Source organism: Psychrobacter urativorans (genome assembly GCF_904846675.1).
In the GTDB taxonomy this organism is placed as follows: Bacteria; Pseudomonadota; Gammaproteobacteria; order Pseudomonadales; family Moraxellaceae; genus Psychrobacter; species Psychrobacter urativorans_B.
In genome coordinates, this window is record NZ_CAJHBT010000014.1 from 45,482 (window position 1) to 67,197 (window position 21,716).

The window sequence follows — 21,716 nt, forward strand, 5'->3', positions numbered from 1 at the left end:
ACCCGTCCTACCTTAACGCCCAAACCCAGCAAAAACAGCTATAATACTGTAACGCTGTTTATCAAAATGATACGGCGATTTAATACTGTTGCAATTCTATGAGGCTAAATTTGTTATCACCTTTAAAGTCAAACCCAAAGTCAAGTGCTGATGCTACCAATGCCACGATACGTCCGCAGTTTTGGACGCGCTATACGCTCGCTGAATTAAACCATAGCGAATGGGAAGCGTTGTGTGATGGCTGCGGCAGCTGCTGCTTAATCAAATATATCGATGAAGACGAAGATGGTGATGTCGATGAGAGTTTGGTTGAATATACCGATGTGGCTTGCCAGCTGATGAATTGCGAAACCGGTTATTGTCAACACTATGATACGCGTCAGCACTATGTACCGGACTGTATTCAGCTAACTGTAGATAAGCTACCGGACATGATGTGGCTACCGGCGCACTGCGCTTATAAGCGCTTGTATAAAGGGCAGGCGCTACCGTCATGGCATTTATTATTGACTCAAGATGCGGTAGCAACCCAGCAGCAAATGCGCGCGGTTAATATTGGGGTAGCAGGGCGCTGCGTCTCCGAAACCGGCATGGCTGATGAGGAGATGGAAACGCGGGTGGTGAATTGGGTACTGCCTTAGCAGGTTTTCAATAATTATAAAAAAGCTATCCAAGCAAGCGTTGTCATATGAATTGAAGTATAAAATGTACTAACTACTTATTTGAGTAAATTTTTTGCAATCCAAGGATAAGGATATGAATCGAAGCTATCTAAAAGGAAGTTTAGCACTAGGAGTTGCTCTTTTATTAAGCAACTGTTCGAACGTTACGCCCCTTACAAATATCTCCAATCAGAAAGAAGCCGGCAGCGATACTCAAGCTATTATAATACCTGTTAAACAAACACCATCTATATCAGTAAATTGGCAGAATGTGGAAGCAAGCGCTGATCAGTTTTACCAAAACGCACCGACACAGCAATCAAACCTATTACAAAAACAGGATTCTCAATCAAAAGTTAGCTTTATAGAAAAATCGTACGCCAAGGCATTTAGGGTATCAGTTGCCGAAGCTAAGCGCAGATTGGTTCTACAAGCAATTAGCAGCGGAATATTAGAGGCTGTCCAAAAGGATTTGGGAGACGCTTTTGTTGAAGCTTATTATATCAATGATGACCCAGACGAGTTTCGAGTTGGGATTACTACGTTAAACACCGTATCAGCAGAGCGTTACGTGTATGAGTTTAAACAATCTGGCTTAGAAAATGTGACGTTGCCTATTTACGTTTATCCTATTAGTGGTAAAACGATGGTACAAATTAGACAGCTTATAGAAGATTCGACACCTGAGATATTCAAACGTTATCCCGATACACAGCATATTGCTTATAATCCTATCACGAGTAAGATTGAGGTTGCATTATACTTTGAGCCCTCTCAACAACCTAATGACACGGATAGCCAACGTATTACAGATGAATTGTCTCAGCTCGTTAGTCACCCAGTAGTAGTTGAGTTTTGGGAAAGCCGGGTGACGACGCTTTAGTGCTTAAAGTATTTAAAACACCTCAGATTAGCCGTTAGGCCACTTAATCATTAGTAGCCTCGGCAGCAGATTGGGCTTTTGCCTCAGCATCTGCTTTAGAATCAGCAAGCGGAGGAATCGGAATACCTTGACGAATCTGGTCTGAGAAAGCACTACTATGGCCGTCACTGCTATTGTTATTAAATTGATTATTAAAGCCTCTCACCTTAGGATTGATATGAGTGCGTTCGTACCACTTATCCATTGACCACGGCTGAGCGCTTTGCTCCTCGTTTTTTAGTTGGGGATTAGCATCTAGCATACCTAAGTCATATAGATAGTTTGGCAGCCAACCAGACACCCAAATCCGATAATCCCACGGCAAGCGCTCACCGCTAACGATACGCGCCATATAAAAGATAATATTAGTACAGTTACTGGTTAGAGTGTTATACCAAGCCGGTTCAGCATTTAAATCATCAGCGATGGTTAGATACGACTCGAATAACGATTTCACCTCACTTTGATGCAGATGGCTGACGGGAAATAGATATACCTGCTCGCCGCGCGCGTTAGTGCGGGTATAGATAATATCGCGTTCCTCAGAAGCAATAAGGCTAAGCTCGAAACGCTTAAAAAAACCCCCAAGCGCTGAAAACGATTCGCCTTTTTCTTTACGAATCTCGAGCGATAAGGATAGCGGCCGGTCATCCTCAAAGCGAAAACTTACTAAGGTATGGGCAATTAGTGGCCCCATCCAGTAGGAATTAATGATATCGACGCCAGATAACTTAGACATATCAATAGTGCGGGTTTCCCAGCGCTCAGTCGCCTCTTTATCGCCACTATACCAATCAAAGTTACGCACGTTCGATAAGGTAATCAGATCAGGATTATTTGCATCGCGCTTGTAAGACATGATTTGACTGACATCCGGCTGCCAATCGCGCTGTTGCTGCGGGGTAATGGACATAAACCAGCCAACACCAAGCAGCCAAACACCAGCATATAATCCCGCCAGCCATTTGGTAGCAGTGCTTTTATTATGGATTGTGGTTCTATTAAGAGTTGTGCTGTCATTAGCATCGTCTTTAGAATTTTTTTTATTAAATAGCTTATGGTCAAACAGTTTTTTAAAAAATGGCGTGTTACTCAGACGCTGCGGTAAATAACGTAGGGTCAGCAGCACGGTTAACAAACCAACAATAACCACTGTTACAATCCATGTAACCGGACTCTTTACGCCAAATTGATAAAAAATAGCCATCAGTAACCAAACGGCCGATAATATGAGAGCGACCACGATAAAAAACTGCACAACATAATGCCGCCGCGTACGGCGCTGGCAAGTGCCATCTTTATTACGGTTTGCTAGATTCTGTTTCTTGGTACGTGGCGATAACAGCCGTGTGAATAATGAACGATGCGACATAAGCGTAGATTAAGTGAATTAAGGTTTGACCATAGCAAAATTTATAACACACTGACAATACAATTTGGATAAATTTATCGTTGAATGTCTGTCAGGCTTGCGATAAAGTGAAGCTAATTTAGTGCGACCTAATGGTTTTAGGTATCGTTTATCAGACGTTTTTATTTGATAATGGCTATATCTAACATAGCGTTTTTTTCAAAGTGGTTGTTTTTATTTAACATTTTAATCCCCATCTAATATGATACTTATCATTAATTAAAGAGGTTAACTCACACCACCATGTCTGACGACACTCCCAGCCCGAGTAGTTGGTCGATGCGCGGCTTAAAACGCTGGCTATCGACCGCCCCCGAAACCCGTGACGAATTGATTGGTTTAGTGCAACAATCGCGCCAATTTTTAGAACCTGATACTGTCGATATGTTAGAAGGTGTGCTGGATCTGCCCGCCACCCAAGTGCGTGAAATTATGACTCCGCGCCCGCAGGTCATAGGTCTGCATGAGAGCACTAGCCTCGCTGAAGTGATGGATATTATCCTTGAGACCACCCATTCACGTTATCCGGTATTTGATAGCCAAGATGATGATGCGGTCATTGGTATTTTACTCGCCAAAGACTTGATACCGATTCTTGTGCATATGGTGCGCGATGAAGATGATAAAATCGATAGCAAACGCTTAAAGGATTTGGTACGCCAGCCATTATATATCAGTGAGACGGCGCGCTCTGATACCTTGCTGCGCTCATTGCAGCGCACGCAAGTACATATGGCAGTGGTGGTTGATGAATTTGGCAACTTTGGCGGCGTGGTTACGATGGAGGATTTGCTGGAAGAAATCGTCGGTGATATCGTTGATGAACATGATGATTTTGATGAAGACAGTGATATTAATAATATCGTCGTGCATCCAGAAAAGCCTAATACATGGTGGATACAAGCCTCAACGGCGATTGAAGACTGTAATGATGAGTTAGGTAGTCGCTTCGATGATACTGATGTCGATACCATGGGTGGACTGGTCATGCAAACCTTAGGTTACGTGGGCGACTTGGAAGGCGAAAGTGTACAGATAGACGATTGGCAAATCACTATAACGGACGTGGAAGGCCGCTTTATCCATGATTTAGAAGTGACCAAAACTGATCCTGAGCAGCAGTTATTGATAGGTAGTCACTAACCAACAGCGATTAAGTAATATGCAGTCCTCAAGTCATTGATTCTGTAGCCGCCAAGGCTGTATTCATTAAGTTTTTACTACAATTTATGATATAAACGTTACTAATCAGCAAAAAACACGATTGCGGTCGTGTTTTTTGCTATGTAAAGAGTCATAACACAATGAAAGATTGGCGCAACAAGGCACGCAATTATCCCCATTTATTGGCACAGACTGTTATCATAGGCGAGTTTAATTTTGGGTAGGTATAAGCCCCGCAAAATCCCTACTTAAAGTTAAGTATTAAAGTGTGTTATGTAGAATTTAAGATGTGTCATTTTGGATAATTAATATGCGCCTGTCGACTGTAGATTTACAAAAGCGTCTGAATGCCAATAAGTCTAAAAAAATGCCGCTATGGCTAACAATGTTAATAGCATTGCTGGCAGGGGCATCATTCTTATTTGCGTTGGCACCTTATGGATTCTGGCCGCTAGCAGTAGTGTCACCAGCGATTTTATATACGCTATTATTGCCAGATATGAGCGGTAAGCGGGCCTTTATTATTGGTGAGGCTTACGGTACTGGGCTGTGGTGTGTTGGCGCCTTTTGGCTTTACACCTCTATCCATGATTATGGTGATACGCCAGCATGGTTAGCACTGATTATGATTGCGCTGATGGGTCTCGGTATGGGGCTATTTCATGGCTTTTTAGCGCTGCTATTTAATCGCGTGGTCGGTAAGCAGCCGTTGTCGTTTGCCGCCCTTTGGATATTACAAGAGTGGCTAAAAACGTGGCTGTTTACCGGATTTCCTTGGTTATTCATCGGTTACGCCTTTACTGAGCAATACTGGATATCGTCACTCGCGCCTGTTGCTGGAGTTTTTGCGGTTTCCTTTGTAGCGGTATTATTAGCGGCCAGTATGGTGGAGCTGTTGCGTCGCCGTGGCGGTTATATGATTGCGACTGCCGTGCTCCTAGTTATCAGTACTTCATTGTGGCTCATTAATCCACAATGGACGAAGCCGAAAGGCACGCCTGATTTATCGGTATCTTTAATCCAAGGTAACATTCCACAAGATTTAAAATGGCTAACTGAATACCAAGTTGAGACCCTCGAGATTTATGCGGCGTTAACGAGTACTGAATGGGGGCGTGATATTGTCCTTTGGCCAGAATCTTCTATTCCGATGTTTCAAGATGAGGCTGTTGGTTTTATCAATGAAATGGTCAAAATGGCCAATGCTACTAATACCACATGGGTGACCGGTATTCCTTATAAGGATGAGGCAGCATTTGACCCTAGCACTGATAAATATCCACCATTTTATAACAGCGTCATTGCGCTGGGTGCTGAGGCTGATGGCCTATATAAAAAGCAACGTCTGGTACCATTTGGCGAATATATCCCATTCGAAGGCGTGCTCGATATTTTACCCAACCTAGCGGGCAGTCAAGATATTTTGAGTTATAGTCGGGGTAGTGACCAGCAGTCACCACTGCGGGTACGAGGTCATAATTTGGGCGCCGCAGTTTGCTATGAAGTGGCGTATCCCGATACTACCCGTAAAAATGCGATTAATACTGACTTTTTATTGACCATCTCTAATGATGCATGGTTCGGTACTTCAGCGGGGCCATTGCAACATCTACAAATGGTACAGATGCGCGCGCTGGAAAATGGTCGTTGGTTTATGCGCGCCACCAATACCGGTGTTACCGCCATCATTGATCATAAAGGTCGTATCATTGAGCGTGCACCGCAGTTCGAGCGTACCGTGCTACGGGGCGATATTCAGGCGCGGGTCGGTAATACGCCCTTTATGCGTGCTGGTAATTACCCTATATTAATTATCATCGCTTTGTTACTACTATTAAGTTACCTCGGCAAGCGTTCGACCACTCGTGCAGGCTTAGGTAAATAAGTAAAAGTGCTTATAAAGGCTCGATTAGTAAGAATATTAATAATAATTCGTTTAAATAGTTAAGGGTTTTAACAAAATGGTATAATTTGGGATATAATACGCTAATATATTAAATATTTTTTGCGCAAGGTGGATAAGGTATGTCAGAACATGTCGTTAAAAACAACCCTAAGAGAGAGTTCATGTTTGCCTTGGGCGGCGTCGCCTTATTTTTAAGTATTGTCCTACTTATTGGCATCTCTGGCTTTTTGCGCCCAGCTGCGGAACATATTAAGGCTGAAACTACTGCAGCATCAGCGGCGGCGGATGAAGCGAAAGCCATCGCCGCAAAAGATGCCGCGCCAGCTGCTGCGACAACAGTAGAAGCCACTGGAACAGAAGCGGACGCTGCTGCTGAAGCAACCACAACTCCCGCTGATGCCACCGTCACTCCTGATCCAAGTACTGGTGATGCGATAGTTGCTTCTGAATCAGGTACAGCTACGGCTGAAGGTACGGTAGATCAAGCAGCAGTAGCCGACACTGACTTAGAAGGTGATGCTGAAGTGCCTGCGCAATAATATGTCCTAATGCAGCCCCAGTAAGATAGTCGCGGTATGTCCAACACATGAGTTACTTCTATAAAAACTCGCTTACCAGTTACTGGGGCGAGTTTTTTTATGGGAAATTGTCCAATTAGTGAGCATTTTTTTCTTTACTTGTAACCACTCTAGTGGAACAATACTACGTGTATATGACCGCCTAACAGAATAATTAAGGGCTTGGTCATCATTATAGTGGCATATTAAGGAAGAAGTTTATGAGCACGGAGTCACAATCGCAGTTAAGTGCCACTGAGTTAGAAGCATTAGACAATGGGTTTATGGGTCATCCGAAACCGCTGCGTCCATTATTTTTTACAGAGATGTGGGAGCGTTTTTCATATTATAGTATTCGTCCGCTACTGGTCTTATTTATGGTGGCGACCGTTGGTAGCGGCGGCTTCGGCTTTGATGAGGTAACTGCCTCTGCTATTTATGGTATCTTTGCCGGCTCCCTTTACTTAGCAGCAGTGCCTGGTGGTTGGCTTGCAGATAACTGGCTGGGTCAGGAGCGAGCGCTCTGGTGGGGCAGTATTATTATTGCTCTTGGTCATTTGTGTATTGCGCTATCCGCTATATTTGGTATGACGCTATTTTTTGTGGGTCTGATGTGTATCGTTTTGGGTTCAGGCTTGTTTAAAACCTGTATCTCAGTGATGGTTGGTGCGTTGTACCCCAAGGGTGATGCACGCCGTGATGGCGGTTTTACCTTATTCTATATGGGAATCAATATTGGTGCGCTATTAGCCGCACTTATTGTTGGGGTGTTTAAAGAAAAAGGTATGTGGCATGTGGGCTTTGGTGTCGGTGGTCTTGGCATGTTAGTTTCGTTAATCGTGTACCGTTTTACTGCCCAGAAAAGTCTAAAGCGCTATGCGCGAGCAAAAGGTATCACTGCGGATTGGGAGCACGCCAATGGTGGCTACAAAAACGTAGGTCGCTGGGTCGTAGGATTCCTTGCTTTATTGGTCGCAATCATTGTCTTGGTGTCTACAGGTCTTATGCCATTTAATCCTGAAATGGTCGCACAATACATGACCTATATCATCGCAGCTGTGGTCATACTGTACTTCGTGGTTATGTTTCTCTCACCGCGACTGGATAAAACAGATAAGCTACGTTTGTTGATTTGCTTCATACTGATTATTGGATCGACGCTATTTTGGTCAAGCTTTGAGCAGCAACCGACTTCTTTTAACTTGTTCGCCGATAACTATACAGATCTTAATGTCTTAGGCTTTGAGGTACCCAGTATTTGGTTTCAGTCACTGAACCCATTGTTTATTTTAATGCTAGCCCCTATCGCTAGTATCATATGGGTCAAGCTTGGGAACCGAGGCCTTGAACCGAGTAGTATGACTAAGTTTGCGCTTGGTATGCTTTTGGCCGCAGCAGGCTTTGCTTTGATGATATTTGCCTCCAAAAGTATCTTGACGAATGCTGGTGGATTGGCATCACCTTTATGGTTGGTTGGTAGTCTATTACTATTGACTATGGGTGAGTTAGCGCTCAGTCCTGTTGGCTTGTCTGCAATGACTAAGCTTGCGCCAAAGGGTATGCAAGGCCAGATGATGGGGCTTTTCTTTGCCTCTGTCGCATTGGGTAACTTGGTTGCTGCCTTCTTTGGTGGCTTCGTGTCAGCTGATAAGATTGAAGGGTTACCAGGCTTATTTATGACCATGACGATCTTTTTGGTGGTCACCGCTATTTTATTATTGTTATTAGCAAAGCCTGTTAATAATATGCTTAAAAAGAGTGAGCGTGCTGACCAGCTTAGCTAGTTGATGAGAGTTGTTGAAGTGTTTTTATAGAAGCATCTTTATGGATGACAACAGCACAAGTTAGGCAAGACAAGACGTGTTACCATTATTGGTAGCGCGTTTTTATTATCTGATTTGAGCAGTTATTTCTATCAGGCTATTGAAAGCCTACTATCTGCCCAAACATCTAATAATGTGCTTCCGTAATAGCATCTCGCTTGTGCTTATCTTGCTATCTTTGTATATCGTGTCGCATTTATCTTCGTCATTTTAATTATAATAAATTTAATCATTTGCTTAGATTTAAATAATGCTCGTGGTACTAAATACTAGTCATGAGTCTAACTGACTTAAAAAATGGCTGCCTACTATAGCTACCTAATATAGTTGCCTCATGCTGTAGTCGCCTCATAAAAGAACCTTTCTAAAAAATCAATAAGGAACACTCTAATGAATAAACAATCCATTCATGATCGTATCGATAACCTGCGCGCCGCTCTTGTTGAGCAAGATTTAACCGCAATTATTGTACCGTCAGCTGATCCCCATCTCTCCGAGTATTTACCTGAATATTGGCAGGCGCGACTATGGTTGTCAGGATTCACGGGTTCAGTCGGTACGTTGGTCGTCACTGCTGATTTTGCAGGATTGTGGACAGATAGCCGCTATTGGGTACATGCCGCTGACCAATTGGCAGATACGGGTATCAGCTTACAAAAGCTAGCGCCAAAGCAGCCCAATCATATTGATTGGCTAGCTGATCATCTATCTGAGGGCGATAGTGTCGCTGTCGACGGCAACGTCTTGTCTATCGCTGAGCAAGATCGCCTATTGAGCGCCTTTGATGCCCATGACATTACTTTAATTACCGATCGTGATGTGCTCACTGATATTTGGACAGATCGTCCAGCGTTACCAACGGCAAAATTGTATGTCCATGATGCCCAGTTTGTCGCGCAATCTGCCGCTTCAAAACTTGCCGCAGTGCGTACGGGTATGACGGATGCGGGCGCAACTCATCATCTACTTTCAAGTTTGGATGATATCGCTTGGCTAACGAATTTGCGCGGTGCGGATGTTGATTACAATCCAGTATTTTTAGCGCATCTGCTGATTGATTTAAAAGAGAAAGCAACGTTATTTCTTGATAAGAATAAAGTCAGTTCTGAGATTGAGCAAAGCTTAAAAGATAGCGGTTTTACTCTTGTTGATTATGATGGTGTACAAGAAGCATTAGGTGGATTGACTCCTGAGGACTTATTGCTATTAGATCCAAGCAAAGTCGCGGTAGGTACGTTATCGAAGATGGTTGATAATGTCGGTTTTATTGAGCAAATGGCACCCAGCTCGTTACTTAAGTCAGTCAAATCAGACGCTGATATCGACCATGTACGTGAAGCAATGCGTCAAGATGGCGCGGCGTTATGTGAGTTTTTTGCCACATTCGAGCAGCGTCTTGCTAATGGTGAACGTCTAAGCGAGCTAGATGTCGATAGCATACTGATTGAGGTACGCAGTAAACAACCAAACTATGTGTCGCCAAGCTTTCCAACGATTGCAGGTTTTAACGACAATGGCGCATTGCCGCATTATCGTGCAACGCCTGAGAAATTCAGTTATTTGGATGTTAGCGAGGGCGAAGGCGGTTTATTATTGATTGACTCAGGTGCTCAATATCAAAACGGTACTACTGACATTACCCGCGTGGTCGGTATTGGCCAAGTAAGCAGCGAGCACAAACGTGACTTCTCGACCGTGCTTAAAGCCCATGTGGCCCTTGCACGTGCTAATTTCCCTGATGGTATTGCCTCACCCTTGATTGATGCGATTTGCCGCGCGCCATTATGGCAAGCACAGATGGATTATGGACACGGTACCGGACATGGCGTTGGCTATTTCTTAAACGTTCATGAAGGCCCACAAGTCATTGCCTATAGTGCCAGCACCCCAAAAGAGCGCGCGATGAAAGCAGGTATGATTTCAAGTAATGAGCCCGGTCTATACCGCGAAGGCAAATGGGGCATTCGCATCGAAAACTTGATGGTTAATATGCCAGTGAAGCAGCCTACTGAGACTGAGTTTGGCGACTTCCTAAACTTTGAAACCGTCACTTATTGCCCAATCGATACTCGTTTGGTAGATAAGTCGCTATTGACTGACATAGAAGTAGAGTGGCTAAACAATTATCACAGCCAAGTGTATGCTGAGCTAAATGAGCGCGTTAGTGGTGCAGCGCTTAAATGGCTCACTGAACGGACAAAAGCGATATAAAATGAAGAATTAATAATATAGATTATAAAAAAGCACCCCGTAAACTATTTACGGGGTGCTTTTTTATGCAGTGGTTTTTATAAATGGCTTTATAGCAAGCTATTGAATCTATCAGCTATTTTTTCAACTACTGCTTCTCTTTATCACCACTGTCTACGGTTTGTTCTTGATCGCCGAGCTGACGACTTATTTCATTGCGTAGCCACGATTTTAAATCCTCAGACAGTTGCGCCATTTGCTCACTTAAATAGTCATCGATGTGCATACCAAGCTCATGAATCAAATCTTCATTATCTTTACTTAGTTTGGGAGTTTTTGGTAAGCGTTCGATTGCTGCGCCTTGTTTAGGAACATTAGAATCAGTATCAACCTGTCCGGCAGATAAGTCTTTTGATTTATCATCTAGAGTGTCATTGATATTTAGGGCATTGTTACTATCTAGAGTATTGCTACTATCGTCGATAGCATCGTCATTTTCAGCGCTGGCAGCTTTATTACGGTCATCATTGCTATGCTGATTATTGCTAGAGGCTTGATTGTCAGGCGTCTTGTTATTAGACGTTTGCTCAGTAATGCTATTCTCAGTTGCTACTTTAGCTTGTTGTTGCGCGATATTTTGTTGATTATTAATTCCTTTTTCGGCATTAACCTTGTTGGATTCTGCTTTTTCTAGTCGCTGCTGCTCGGCTGCCTTTTTATCAGCAGTTTTTTTGGCAGCAGCTTGCTGGGTTTTATACGTGTTATCTAACTTATCAAGATAAGCATCAAGGTCAGGCTGACTAAAAACAAAATTCTCAAGTGATGTATCGGGCTGTAATAAAGTAGCGATATCGGTCAATTCTTGGACAATCGCTGCGCGTATAGGTTCCGGCGCCTGTGTCCAATGCTGATAAAACTGATGGGAAAATGAGTAGCTTGACATAGTCTCTTCCATAAATATTCCAAAAATTACCCCTCATCATACGCAAGTACGATAAGGGGCTGCAAGGGGACAAACGTAGCAAACTCAATAATGACCTCATATCTGACAGTAACTCTGCATTATTAGTAGCGCTAGACGGTCACCAAATGAGCTCATGACCAGCGGGCAAAAACTAATGAACCGTTAGTCCCGCCAAAACCAAAGCTATTAGAGACGGCGTAGTTTAGATCGTCAACTTTACGAGATTGGTTGGCAACATAATCAAGGTTACAATTGTCTGCAACATTCTCAAGGTTAATCGTTGGCGGTACGTGCTGGTGTTGCAAAGCCAGCACGGTAAAGATGGCTTCAATACCACCGGCAGCACCCAATAAGTGGCCAGTCATTGATTTGGTTGAGCTCACTAAGATACTGTCTTTTACGCTCGAGAATACTGTTTCTATGGCAAGTGATTCTGCGACGTCACCGGCTGGGGTACTGGTACCGTGGGCATTAACGTAACCGACAGCGGAGGCATCAATACCGGCATCGTTGAGCGCGTTTTGCATAGCGCGGGCAGCGCCACTACCATCTTCTGGTGGGGACGTAATGTGACTGGCATCATCACTCATTCCGAAGCCGACGACTTCAGCGAGTATGGTTGCGCTGCGGGCTTTGGCATGGGCAAGGCTCTCGAGCACCATCATACCTGAGCCATCACCCAGTACAAAACCATCACGGTCTTTATCGAATGGTCGCGAGGCGCGGGTAGGCTCGTCATTGCGTGTCGATAAGGCGTGCATCGCTCCGAATCCTGCCATACCAAGCGGGCTTGAGCCTTTTTCGCTACCGCCAGCGACCATCACATCGGCGTCACCATAAACAATTAAACGCGCAGCTAAACCGATGGCGTGAGTGGAGGTGGTACAAGCAGTTGCAGTGGCAAGGTTAGGGCCTTTAAGTTTGTGTTTAATGGCGACCAAACCCGCTGCCATATTAGCAATAGAGCCAGGGATGATAAATGGCGAGACTTTTTTAGCGCCTTTATTACGTAGCGTTGCGCAGCTGTCTTCAATGGTCTGAATACCGCCAATTCCTGATCCTAAGATGACACCAAAACGCTCTTGATCGACATTTTGTACGGGCGCATCATCGGGGCCAACCGTCTCGATAAAGCCAGCATCTTTAAGAGCCATCGCGGTCGCAGCCACTGCATAATGCATAAATTCATCGTAGCGGCGCGCGTCTTTGGCATTCATATATTGCTTGGCGTCAAAGTCTTTGACTGTGCCTGCGAATTGGGCGCGGAAACCTTCAGCATCGAAATGGGTTATCGGTGCGATACCACTTTCACCATTCAAGAGTCGAGTCCACGTGCTTTCGACGTTCAGTCCTAATGGGGTTATAGCGCCCATACCTGTGACGACCACCCGCATATCGTCAGTGCGCTCGAAATGTGGCGGCTTATGACGCGGTTTATGTTGCGACTCTGCGTTGGCCTTATTGGCGTGCGATGTGGGTGAACTGTTATTTTGGCTCATGCAATATATCCTGTGCTTTGCGGTCCTAAAGGGATGGGCTTTCTGATTTCATACAGCTATTACGCGGTCACACTACGTTATTTATAGCGTTATATCAGTATTTTAGCAACTATTATAAAACACATAGGTGCACGGCTGTAAACTTAATAGTCATCATTATTACTCGATAGGGCCAGATAACGTTAAAAAGTGCCCAATTAAGCAAAACAAACCTGCCCCAATACCACGCCTTTACTAGCCCCAGTCACCGCTGGCAAGTTACCGGTTTCACCCATTAGCGTTTGCCGCGCCAGCCATGCAAAGGCAACGGCTTCTACCCAAGCCGGATCGAGTCCTAGTTGGGCGGTAGCTTCTACGCTGCAATGCGGCAAATGGGCTTGCAGCCTAGTCATTAAATAACCATTGAGTGCGCCACCACCGCAAATATAGACCTCACCTTTTGCTTCTTTGCTTTTTATAAACTGTCTAATTTGATTACTAGCAGTTATGGCTGTCAGCTCAGTTAGCGTCGCTTGCACGTCGGCTGATGAATAGCGAATACTGGCACCGGCTTGATCAAACCTTTGTAGCTCATCCTGTAGCCATGCTAAATTAAAGTCTTCACGTCCGGTACTCTTAGGATAAGTTTTAGTAAAGAAAGGGTGGGCTAATAGTTGGTTTAGGAGGGTTTCAATCACTTGTCCAGACTGCGCCCAAGCACCACCCGCATCATAATTGTTCCCAGTATGCAGCGCCGCCCACGCATCTAATAATAAATTTGCAGGGCCCGTATCGTAACCAACAACTTGGTCGCCTGTTTGCTGATTATTAGAATCATTAATAGCTGTCGCTGGCAAGACCGTTATATTAGCAATGCCGCCTAGATTGAGCAGTATGCGAGTGCTGTCGGGTGCGGAAAATAATGCCTGATGAAATGCCGGTACCAAGGGCGCTCCTTGCCCACCGACCGCCATATCACGGCGGCGAAAGTCACTGACCACAATGATGCCGGTACGCTCAGCAATAATATTAGCATCGACCAGTTGCAAGCTAAAGCCCATCTGTGGACGATGACGTACTGTTTGCCCATGACAGCCAATCGCTAATACGGCTTCCGAGTCAATATCCGCCTGCTGCAATAACGTATTGACCACTTTACTAGCAAATTCACCATAAGCATGACTTGCCCAGCCGAACCAATCTAGCTCGCCACATTTATCATCAGGCTCATCGGCTTGGGGAACTAAATCATTTACACCGTTTAGCTGACACAAGGCCAATAGTACTTCACGTAAGCGCGGCGGGAAATCTTGGCTATAAGTCGCCAATAATTGCATGGGCGTGTTCGTATTGTTATCAGTACTGCCATCAGCAAACTGACATAACACCGCATCCATCCCATCTAAGCTAGTACCGGACATCATGCCGATATATAAACCGTCATCAAAGCTTTCAAATACCGTTTGCTCAAGGGCATCGGTGAGCGTGGCATAATTTAAATCATCATTATTGTCTAACAACAGATGGTCATTTGCTAATACATCGTGGTCTGACAATACCGTCTGCTGGGTACTATTAGCAGTAGGCGCGGGGTTGGTCATGGCAATTTACCTTAAAAAACGCTAGTATATCTGCCAAATTCTAACATTTTTTGTATGCCTTCGATGCTATAAGCATCCTAAAGGTCTAATCGTTAAATATAAACAACAAAGAGATCATTATGACTGACCACTCATACAGCCTAGAAGAACAAATTGCCCTTATACAGCGCGGTACTCAAGAAATCTTATCCCAAGAAGATTTAGTTGATAAGCTTAAGCAAAACCGTCCGCTGCGTATCAAAGCCGGTTTCGATCCCACTGCACCTGACCTGCATTTGGGGCATACCGTATTGATCAATAAGCTCAAGCACTTTCAAGATTTAGGTCATGAGATTTATTTTTTAATCGGGGATTATACGGCCAAAATTGGTGACCCTTCTGGTAAAAATACCACTCGTCCGCCATTGACCGATGAGCAAATCAAAGCCAATGCTAAGACTTATGCTGAGCAAGTCTTCAAGATTTTGGATAAAGAAAAAACTCGCGTGGTCTTTAACTCTGAATGGTTTAACGATATGTCAGCAGCGGATATGATTCAGCTTGCCAGCCAGCAAACCGTCTCACGTATGCTTGAACGGGATGATTTCTCTAAACGTTATGCGGCGCAAACACCCATCTCTATTCATGAATTTCTCTATCCTTTGGTTCAAGGTTATGACTCTATCGCGCTCAAAGCTGACGTTGAGCTTGGCGGTACCGATCAAACCTTTAACTTATTAATGGGTCGTACTTTGCAAGGTCGTTACGGTCAAGAGCCACAAGTCTGTATCACCGTACCGATTCTAGAAGGTTTAGATGGCGTCAATAAAATGTCCAAATCACTGGGCAATTACGTCGCTATCTATGATGTACCGGGCACGATGTACCAAAAAATCCTATCCATGCCGGATACTCTAATTCGTCGCTATTTTGAATTTTTAAGCTTTAAGCCAATGGATGAGGTTGAAGGTTTAATGGAGGAAATGGAAAAAGGTCGTAATCCACAAGAAATTAAACGTATCTTAGCGGAAGAGTTAATTGAGCGTTTCCATGATGCCGATGCAGCAGCGAATGCGCACAAATCAGCCGGTAATGTCTTGGCAGATGGTGAATTACCAGTTGATTTACCGGAAGTGACGTTAGCATTGGAAGGTCAAGATGCTCTATTCATCGCCCAGATACTAAACCAAGCTGGGCTAGCTAAAAATAGCTCATCTGCCAAAGATATGATAAAACGTGGCGCGGTAAAAGTAGATGGCGAAGTGGTTGATGGTGGCTTTAGCTTAACTGCTGGACAAATTGTTGTTATCCAAGCTGGCAAGAAAGCTTATGCGAAAGTGACGGTTGGATAAGTTATAACGAAAGTATTCAATTATAACAACCAAATCCCATATAAAAAAGCGACCCATCAAGGTCGCTTCTTTTTCATTACAGAGTAGCTATTAAGCCTTTAAAAAATCAATTAACACGCGGTTGAACTCTTTCGCATGAGTGACATTAATACCGTGCGGGCCACCTTCAACAATGTGTAGCTGACTGTCTGCAATCATATCGTGCGAGCGCTGGCCACTGACTTCAATCGGAACGATCGCATCGGCATCGCCATGAATAACCAAGGTTGGCACATCGAAGGCTTTTAGATCCTCACGGAAATCAGTATAACTGAATGATTTGACACACTCGTAAGTGGCCTTAGGAGAGGCAAAGGCGGCAATTTCACGGTTGTACAGGCGTAGCGGTTTGCTGACTAATAATTTGCCGTCTTTTGGTGTAAAAAAGTCCTTAGTAAAGTCATTCAAAAAGGCGATACGATCACCGCTTACCCCATCTAAGAATTTCTTAACATCTTCTTCTTGCATACCGCCATCAGGATTGTCATCGGCTTTAAACAAATAAGGGGGAACAGCGGAAGATAAAACTGCTTTACTGACACGCTCTGATCCATACTGGCCAAGATAGCGTGCTACTTCACCGCCGCCCATAGAGTGACCGATAATGGTCGCATCTTGCAAATTTAAGGCGTCCATTAGGGCTTTTAAATCTTGTGCTAAAGTATCGTAATCATAGCCTTCCCATGGTTTAGAGGATTCACCGAAGCCGCGCCTGTCATAGGTAACGACTTGAAAACCGGCATCGACCAGTGCAGGAACTTGTTTCTCCCACGCCCGTTCACTAAGCGGCCAGCCATGAATTAAAACGACTGGTTTGCCAGTACCTTGGACTTCATAATATAGATCCACAGGTTGATCAGCTTGGGTTGCAACTGTAATGTAGGGCATAGTTTTATCCTTTTAAATTATTAGGTTCTTGTGTTGTATGGCGCTTTTGATTCCTGACTAATATCGATTCTCTTTTTTATTATAGAGAGAGGCGAGGTTAATTACTAGGACGTGTTGTACAGTCATGGTTTCAGTTACACTTATTAAAATGAAGTTAAAATAGTAAACTTCATGCCAGATTTGGTCTAAGCATTTATGGATAATGGTGACGCTGAAAAGTGTCAGCTGGTAAAGAAAACAAAAGCTTCAGGTTATGGTATATACGATATTTTGGTACACTACTTCAAACTCTATTAAATATAAGTATGCTTATGACTCAATCAACCCCAACCTCCATTCCCCAAGGTATTTACCGTCATTATAAAGGCAGTCTTTATCAAGTATTACACAACGCTCAACATTCCGAAACGGAAGAGGTAGTCGTCGTCTATCGCTGTCTCTATGGTGAATATGGCGTTTGGGTACGTCCATTGGCGATGTTTACAGAGAAGGTCACGGTAGATGGTAAGCAAGTGCCAAGATTTGAGATGGTTAAAGCTTTAGCTGATTAAGTTAACAAACTAAAGAATGATTTATAGTTTAGCTACCGTTATTTATTTAAAGAAAAATTTAATTCTGTAAAAATTCTTTTAACGCTCGATAAAACCCAACCGGCGCATCCATCGGCACCGCATGTCCTGAGTTGGGTAATATTTGCATAGTGGCATTAGGTAGCATATCAGTCAAACGCTGTTGCCAAACTGGATTGTATAATTGCGAGCGACCGCCAATCAGTAAGGTGGTTGGGACATCTACCGCTGCTAAGGCATCACGATAATCATAGGGAAGCTGGATATAAGCGGATAGACAGCGCAATTTATGCTGCCAAGTGGGGTGTTCAAGTAGCGCGATTTGATGTGGAGCGCGATGGCTTAATGTCTTTACCAAAAGTTGTGAATGCTTGCGCCCAACAGAGAGTAAGGAGAAAGCACGCTCCATCTGTAGCAAATCAGTTTTTAAACTATAAGGAAGATGGCGGAAGTCATTAATATGCAGGTAAGGTGCACTTTTAGTGATTAACTTCTCAAAATAGGCAAATAACTCTGTCTGCCGCGTACCAAACAAGCCACCTTGCCAGTCGGGTTGATTATGAATAATAGGCGCTTGGTCAATATTTAAATAGCGACTGATATTACTAGTGCCGAAGCGGTGAAAGTAAGCCCACATTACCAGCGCACCCATAGAAATTCCAGCGACAGGTATGTCATCAATTGCCGTTTGCGCGCTAGTCTGTTGCAATATATATTGCAGTACTTGCTGGGTATCTGACGCGTATTGTTCTATGAAATCAAAGCTTGGCAACGTTAAATCAGTCGCCAAACCAAAACCACGGAAATGCGGCAAATAAAAAGTATAGTTCTGCGCTAAAGGCAAAATAAACGGTAAAAACTGCCGCGCATCCATACCAAACGCATGCAGCATCAGTACCGGCGGACCACTACCAATCACCGAAACGGGTAGTAGCGTTCCGTCAGCGGCAGCGACAGTAATGGTTCGTAGTTGATATTGAGTGGGTATTTTAGGAATCATGCGTTTATATCAATCTATTATAAATTTGAAACTGCTATAGTAAAACTTACTTTAATAAAAACAGTCAAACTGACCATAGCATAAAAGCAAAAAGAAAAACTAATAAGAAAGTTTAGTGCATAGCTAAGGCCAGTCATCACTATAATTATAATTTAGATAATCATAAAAACAAAAAGGATGACACGCTATGAGTAAACCCACGCTACCGGAACTGGATAGTAGCCTTTATCCACAAGTTTGGGAGCAGCAAACATTTGATGATGCGCAGGCTTTATTAAAAGCCATGCTGACAGGGCATATTACACCCGATGCTAAAGCCTTTACTAAACAGCTTGTAAGCAATAATATTTATCAAGAATGGGTTAACTTTACAGTATTTGGGCGTTATATTCAGCGCACTTTTGCAGCGTTTTATCAGCAATCTGAGGACAGCTTTAATATGGATATGCCAGCTTTGTTTCGCCACGAGCTGATGCGGCATACCCAGTATTTACCGTTAGAGCAACTATTATTTGTAGCAGGCGATATGCCCAAAAGTGCCCGCCAAGAAAAACTCTTTACCACCACGATTAATCCTGCTACCGCTGTCATTACCATGCAGGAATTAAATCAGCCTGCTAATAAATCAGCGATAGTAAATACTCAAGAGACCATTATTAATCAGGTACGGGTGAGGAGCAAACGAGTGTCAGGCTTTGCGATGCGCCATAACAAACGCACTAGCGAGCGAACTCGTAATGAAGTATTGATTTTGGACTTTAATGATTTGCGGTTAGTAGATGAGCAAAGTGTTGGGAGAAGCAATATAGACAATCCTATATTGCTTCGTTGCTATGAGCTACGCTGATAAGTGCAGCGACTTAGATCGGTTACGGTGTTTACTCGAAGTCTAAACATCGATTCTATATTTACTACAATTGATATTAAATTTGCTTAGTACCAAATATTTTATCACCCGCATCGCCAAGACCAGGAATGATATAGCCATGCTCATCCAAATGACTGTCCAATGCTGCGGTATAAATAATCACATCAGGATGCGCCTCATTGACCAAGCGCACACCTTCAGGAGCGGCGACCAATACCAAAGCTTTAATGTTTTTACAGCCATGTTTTTTGAGCATATCAATGGTCGCCACCATTGAGCCACCCGTTGCTAGCATTGGATCAATGATGAGCGCCGGACGTTTATCCATATGACTAACAAATTTCTCAAAGAAAGGTACTGGCTGCAACGTCTCTTCATCACGTTGCAGACCCACAACAGAGATTTTGGCAGTTGGGATCAAATCGAGCACCCCATCTAACATGCCAAGACCGGCGCGCAGAATCGGTACGATAGTTGCGGTTTTACCAATGATTTGCTCACCGATAATATCATTACCACTCCAGCCCTGCATCGGAAAGCTCTCAATCTCAAAATCGCGGCTCGCCTCATAAGCCATTAGGCGTGCAAGCTCTTTGGTTAGTGTACGGAATTTATAGGTACTACAGTCTTTTTTACGCATGAGGCTGAGCTTATGCCGCACTAGCGGATGGTCAATTACAGTAATGTTTAAGTCGCTATTTAAGTCACTCATGAGCATTCTCTTGTTTTTAGTCGTATGCTATGATAACAAAAAAACCTCTTTTCTGATGAAGAATATCATGACCAAACAACCATTGAATACTGACACTGACCAATCAAAAGCTGCTAGCGACTTCGTATGGTCACAAACTTTGAAAACGGAACCACCGACTATCGAAACGCATCCATTTGGGCCCGTATTGCCGCCGGATGCTACGGTTATGATGATGGGTAGCTTTCCACCCACCGCTGATAAATGGGCCATGAGGTTTCACTATCCCAACTTTCATAATGATATGTGGCGCATTTATGGACGTGTTTTTTTTGACAATGCTGATTATTTTAGAGTAGGGGACGAAAAGCGCTTTGATCCTGAACGTATTCGCGCTTTCTTGTTTGAGCGTGGTATTGCCTCTTGCCCCACAGTAGTACAAGCGGTTCGCGAGACTGGCAACGCCTCAGATAAAAACTTAACAGTCGTCACGACTGTTGATTTAGATAATATTTTGCCACAAGTACCGAAGGTAAATGCTTTATTCACTACGGGTGGCAAAGCCACGGAAGTCTTACTTAACTTGCTACCGACTCCGCCTCTTAAGTCTAAATACCCCAAAACCAATCAAAATATCGACTATCCTTACCAATGGCATGATGTTGAACAAGGCTATATTGCAGAGCAAGTGAATGATTTGATTCTATATAGGTTGCCTTCTACCTCACGCGCTTACCCATTGGCCTTAGATAAAAAGGTCGCAGCTTATAAAGAATTCTTTAAGAAGGTAGGTAAGTTATAAAATAGCGTAAAGCATAGTTATAAAATGAATTATAAGAATAAATATTCATAGTAGACGGTCATAAATAATAAATTCCCGATTATTCTTGTTACTAACATCCTGATAACTGTAGTAGTATTCTTGAACCTAAAAACGGTCAGTATAAAGAACTTGCAAACAGTTCCAAAACTCCTTGACCCCTACTTCAAACTGCGTATAATACGCCCCTATCGAAACAGAGCTGCTTCAAATAATATAGATATCCTCTATTATTATAAAATAAGAAGATTGGCAATTGGAGTTTAAAACTAACTTTAGGAACCAATCAAATAGTTCTTGACACCCATCCTAAAACCTATATAATACGCCCCTCAGCAAAGGAAGCTGGTTAAATAAGTAACACGCTTATAACCTGACTAACTTGATTGAGACGAATTAGAACAAAGGGTTGACAGACTATTTCATTATGATATACTAGTCAGCTCGCTAATTAAGAAAGGCATATTTGCTGAGTACTGATTAGAGTGAAACAGATTACTCTTATACTGGACGACAGTTAAGAGCACTATTTAAAAGCATAACTAAAGAACAACTTGTGTGGATTTTTGCTGATTCAGAATGCTAAAAAATAAAGTTGACTATTTCTTCTTTTCGGAGAAATTATTAACTATAAAAATTATCATTTAAGACAGCAAGAAAACTCAAAGTTAATTCATTACGAACATATACGAAGAGCGTAATTGCCAGATTAAATGAGCCAAGTTTCGTAACCTCTTTAAAGGGTTACATAGCAAGATTAAACTGAAGAGTTTGATCATGGCTCAGATTGAACGCTGGCGGCAGGCTTAACACATGCAAGTCGAGCGGAAAC

At 43.3% G+C, this 21,716-nt stretch carries 18 protein-coding genes and 1 rRNA gene; 12 read left to right on the forward strand and 7 right to left on the reverse strand.

Annotation, left to right across the window (positions count from 1 at the left end; all coding sequences use genetic code 11):
• The first annotated feature begins 98 nt into the window (after nt 1–98).
• Together JMY06_RS07890 and JMY06_RS07895 are read left to right on the forward strand one after the other, a co-directional pair.
• A complete protein-coding gene (locus JMY06_RS07890) occupies nt 99–641 on the forward strand; it encodes a YcgN family cysteine cluster protein (RefSeq protein WP_201617823.1) in 543 nt (180 codons plus the stop codon).
• Between the two features lie 115 nt (nt 642–756).
• Entirely contained in the window at nt 757–1,545 is a 789-nt protein-coding gene (locus JMY06_RS07895) for a hypothetical protein (protein WP_201617824.1), read from the forward strand.
• Nucleotides 1,546–1,588: 43 nt separating this feature from the next.
• Here the strand turns inward: JMY06_RS07895 and JMY06_RS07900 are convergent, their stop codons facing one another.
• Nucleotides 1,589–2,956, reverse strand: a complete 1,368-nt coding sequence (locus tag JMY06_RS07900; RefSeq protein WP_201617825.1) for a DUF4105 domain-containing protein — start codon at nt 2,954–2,956, stop codon at nt 1,589–1,591.
• Between the two features lie 282 nt (nt 2,957–3,238).
• Between JMY06_RS07900 and JMY06_RS07905 the strand changes: the two genes are divergently transcribed.
• From JMY06_RS07905 to JMY06_RS07925, 5 genes are all read left to right on the forward strand, one after another.
• Nucleotides 3,239–4,138: a CBS domain-containing protein gene (locus JMY06_RS07905; RefSeq protein WP_201528300.1), complete on the forward strand. Its 900-nt coding sequence runs from the start codon at nt 3,239–3,241 to the stop codon at nt 4,136–4,138.
• A gap of 331 nt (nt 4,139–4,469) precedes the next feature.
• The gene (lnt, locus tag JMY06_RS07910) at nt 4,470–6,044 is read left to right on the forward strand and encodes an apolipoprotein N-acyltransferase (protein WP_201617826.1); all 1,575 of its coding nucleotides are present in this window, start codon (nt 4,470–4,472) and stop codon (nt 6,042–6,044) included.
• A gap of 140 nt (nt 6,045–6,184) precedes the next feature.
• Complete coding sequence (locus JMY06_RS07915) at nt 6,185–6,604, forward strand: hypothetical protein (RefSeq protein ID WP_201528296.1); 420 nt, start codon at nt 6,185–6,187, stop codon at nt 6,602–6,604.
• A gap of 239 nt (nt 6,605–6,843) precedes the next feature.
• Entirely contained in the window at nt 6,844–8,406 is a 1,563-nt protein-coding gene (locus JMY06_RS07920; RefSeq protein ID WP_201617827.1) for a peptide MFS transporter, read from the forward strand.
• Between the two features lie 429 nt (nt 8,407–8,835).
• Nucleotides 8,836–10,656, forward strand: a complete 1,821-nt coding sequence (locus tag JMY06_RS07925) for an aminopeptidase P family protein (RefSeq protein WP_201617828.1) — start codon at nt 8,836–8,838, stop codon at nt 10,654–10,656.
• 127 nt (nt 10,657–10,783) lie between these two features.
• On the opposite strand, the gene JMY06_RS07930 is transcribed toward JMY06_RS07925, so the two are convergent.
• The 3 genes from JMY06_RS07930 to JMY06_RS07940 form a co-directional block, all read right to left on the reverse strand.
• Nucleotides 10,784–11,590, reverse strand: a complete 807-nt coding sequence (locus tag JMY06_RS07930) for a hypothetical protein (protein ID WP_201617829.1) — start codon at nt 11,588–11,590, stop codon at nt 10,784–10,786.
• A 140-nt stretch (nt 11,591–11,730) separates the two neighbouring features.
• On the reverse strand, nt 11,731–12,993 hold the full coding sequence (fabF, locus tag JMY06_RS07935; RefSeq protein ID WP_227672242.1) for a beta-ketoacyl-ACP synthase II: 1,263 nt from the start codon (nt 12,991–12,993) through the stop codon (nt 11,731–11,733).
• A gap of 302 nt (nt 12,994–13,295) precedes the next feature.
• Nucleotides 13,296–14,678: an anhydro-N-acetylmuramic acid kinase gene (locus JMY06_RS07940; protein ID WP_201617831.1), complete on the reverse strand. Its 1,383-nt coding sequence runs from the start codon at nt 14,676–14,678 to the stop codon at nt 13,296–13,298.
• 119 nt (nt 14,679–14,797) lie between these two features.
• On the opposite strand from JMY06_RS07940, the gene tyrS reads away from it, so the two are divergent.
• Complete coding sequence (gene tyrS / locus JMY06_RS07945; protein WP_201528284.1) at nt 14,798–16,009, forward strand: tyrosine--tRNA ligase; 1,212 nt, start codon at nt 14,798–14,800, stop codon at nt 16,007–16,009.
• Between the two features lie 90 nt (nt 16,010–16,099).
• Here tyrS and JMY06_RS07950 read toward each other — a convergent pair whose 3' ends face one another.
• Nucleotides 16,100–16,936: an alpha/beta fold hydrolase gene (locus tag JMY06_RS07950; RefSeq protein ID WP_201617832.1), complete on the reverse strand. Its 837-nt coding sequence runs from the start codon at nt 16,934–16,936 to the stop codon at nt 16,100–16,102.
• A gap of 311 nt (nt 16,937–17,247) precedes the next feature.
• Between JMY06_RS07950 and JMY06_RS07955 the strand changes: the two genes are divergently transcribed.
• Complete coding sequence (locus JMY06_RS07955) at nt 17,248–17,487, forward strand: DUF1653 domain-containing protein (protein WP_201528280.1); 240 nt, start codon at nt 17,248–17,250, stop codon at nt 17,485–17,487.
• Nucleotides 17,488–17,545: 58 nt separating this feature from the next.
• On the opposite strand, the gene JMY06_RS07960 is transcribed toward JMY06_RS07955, so the two are convergent.
• Nucleotides 17,546–18,505, reverse strand: coding sequence for an alpha/beta fold hydrolase (locus JMY06_RS07960; RefSeq protein ID WP_201617833.1), 960 nt, complete (start codon nt 18,503–18,505; stop codon nt 17,546–17,548).
• Nucleotides 18,506–18,692: 187 nt separating this feature from the next.
• Here JMY06_RS07960 and JMY06_RS07965 point away from each other — a divergent pair, with 187 nt between their 5' ends.
• Complete coding sequence (locus JMY06_RS07965) at nt 18,693–19,352, forward strand: hypothetical protein (protein WP_201617834.1); 660 nt, start codon at nt 18,693–18,695, stop codon at nt 19,350–19,352.
• Nucleotides 19,353–19,428: 76 nt separating this feature from the next.
• Here the strand turns inward: JMY06_RS07965 and upp are convergent, their stop codons facing one another.
• The gene (upp, locus tag JMY06_RS07970) at nt 19,429–20,085 is read right to left on the reverse strand and encodes a uracil phosphoribosyltransferase (RefSeq protein ID WP_201617835.1); all 657 of its coding nucleotides are present in this window, start codon (nt 20,083–20,085) and stop codon (nt 19,429–19,431) included.
• 67 nt (nt 20,086–20,152) lie between these two features.
• Between upp and JMY06_RS07975 the strand changes: the two genes are divergently transcribed.
• Complete coding sequence (locus JMY06_RS07975) at nt 20,153–20,866, forward strand: DNA glycosylase (RefSeq protein ID WP_227672240.1); 714 nt, start codon at nt 20,153–20,155, stop codon at nt 20,864–20,866.
• Between the two features lie 777 nt (nt 20,867–21,643).
• A 16S ribosomal RNA gene (locus JMY06_RS07980) occupies nt 21,644–21,716 on the forward strand; the annotation flags it as partial.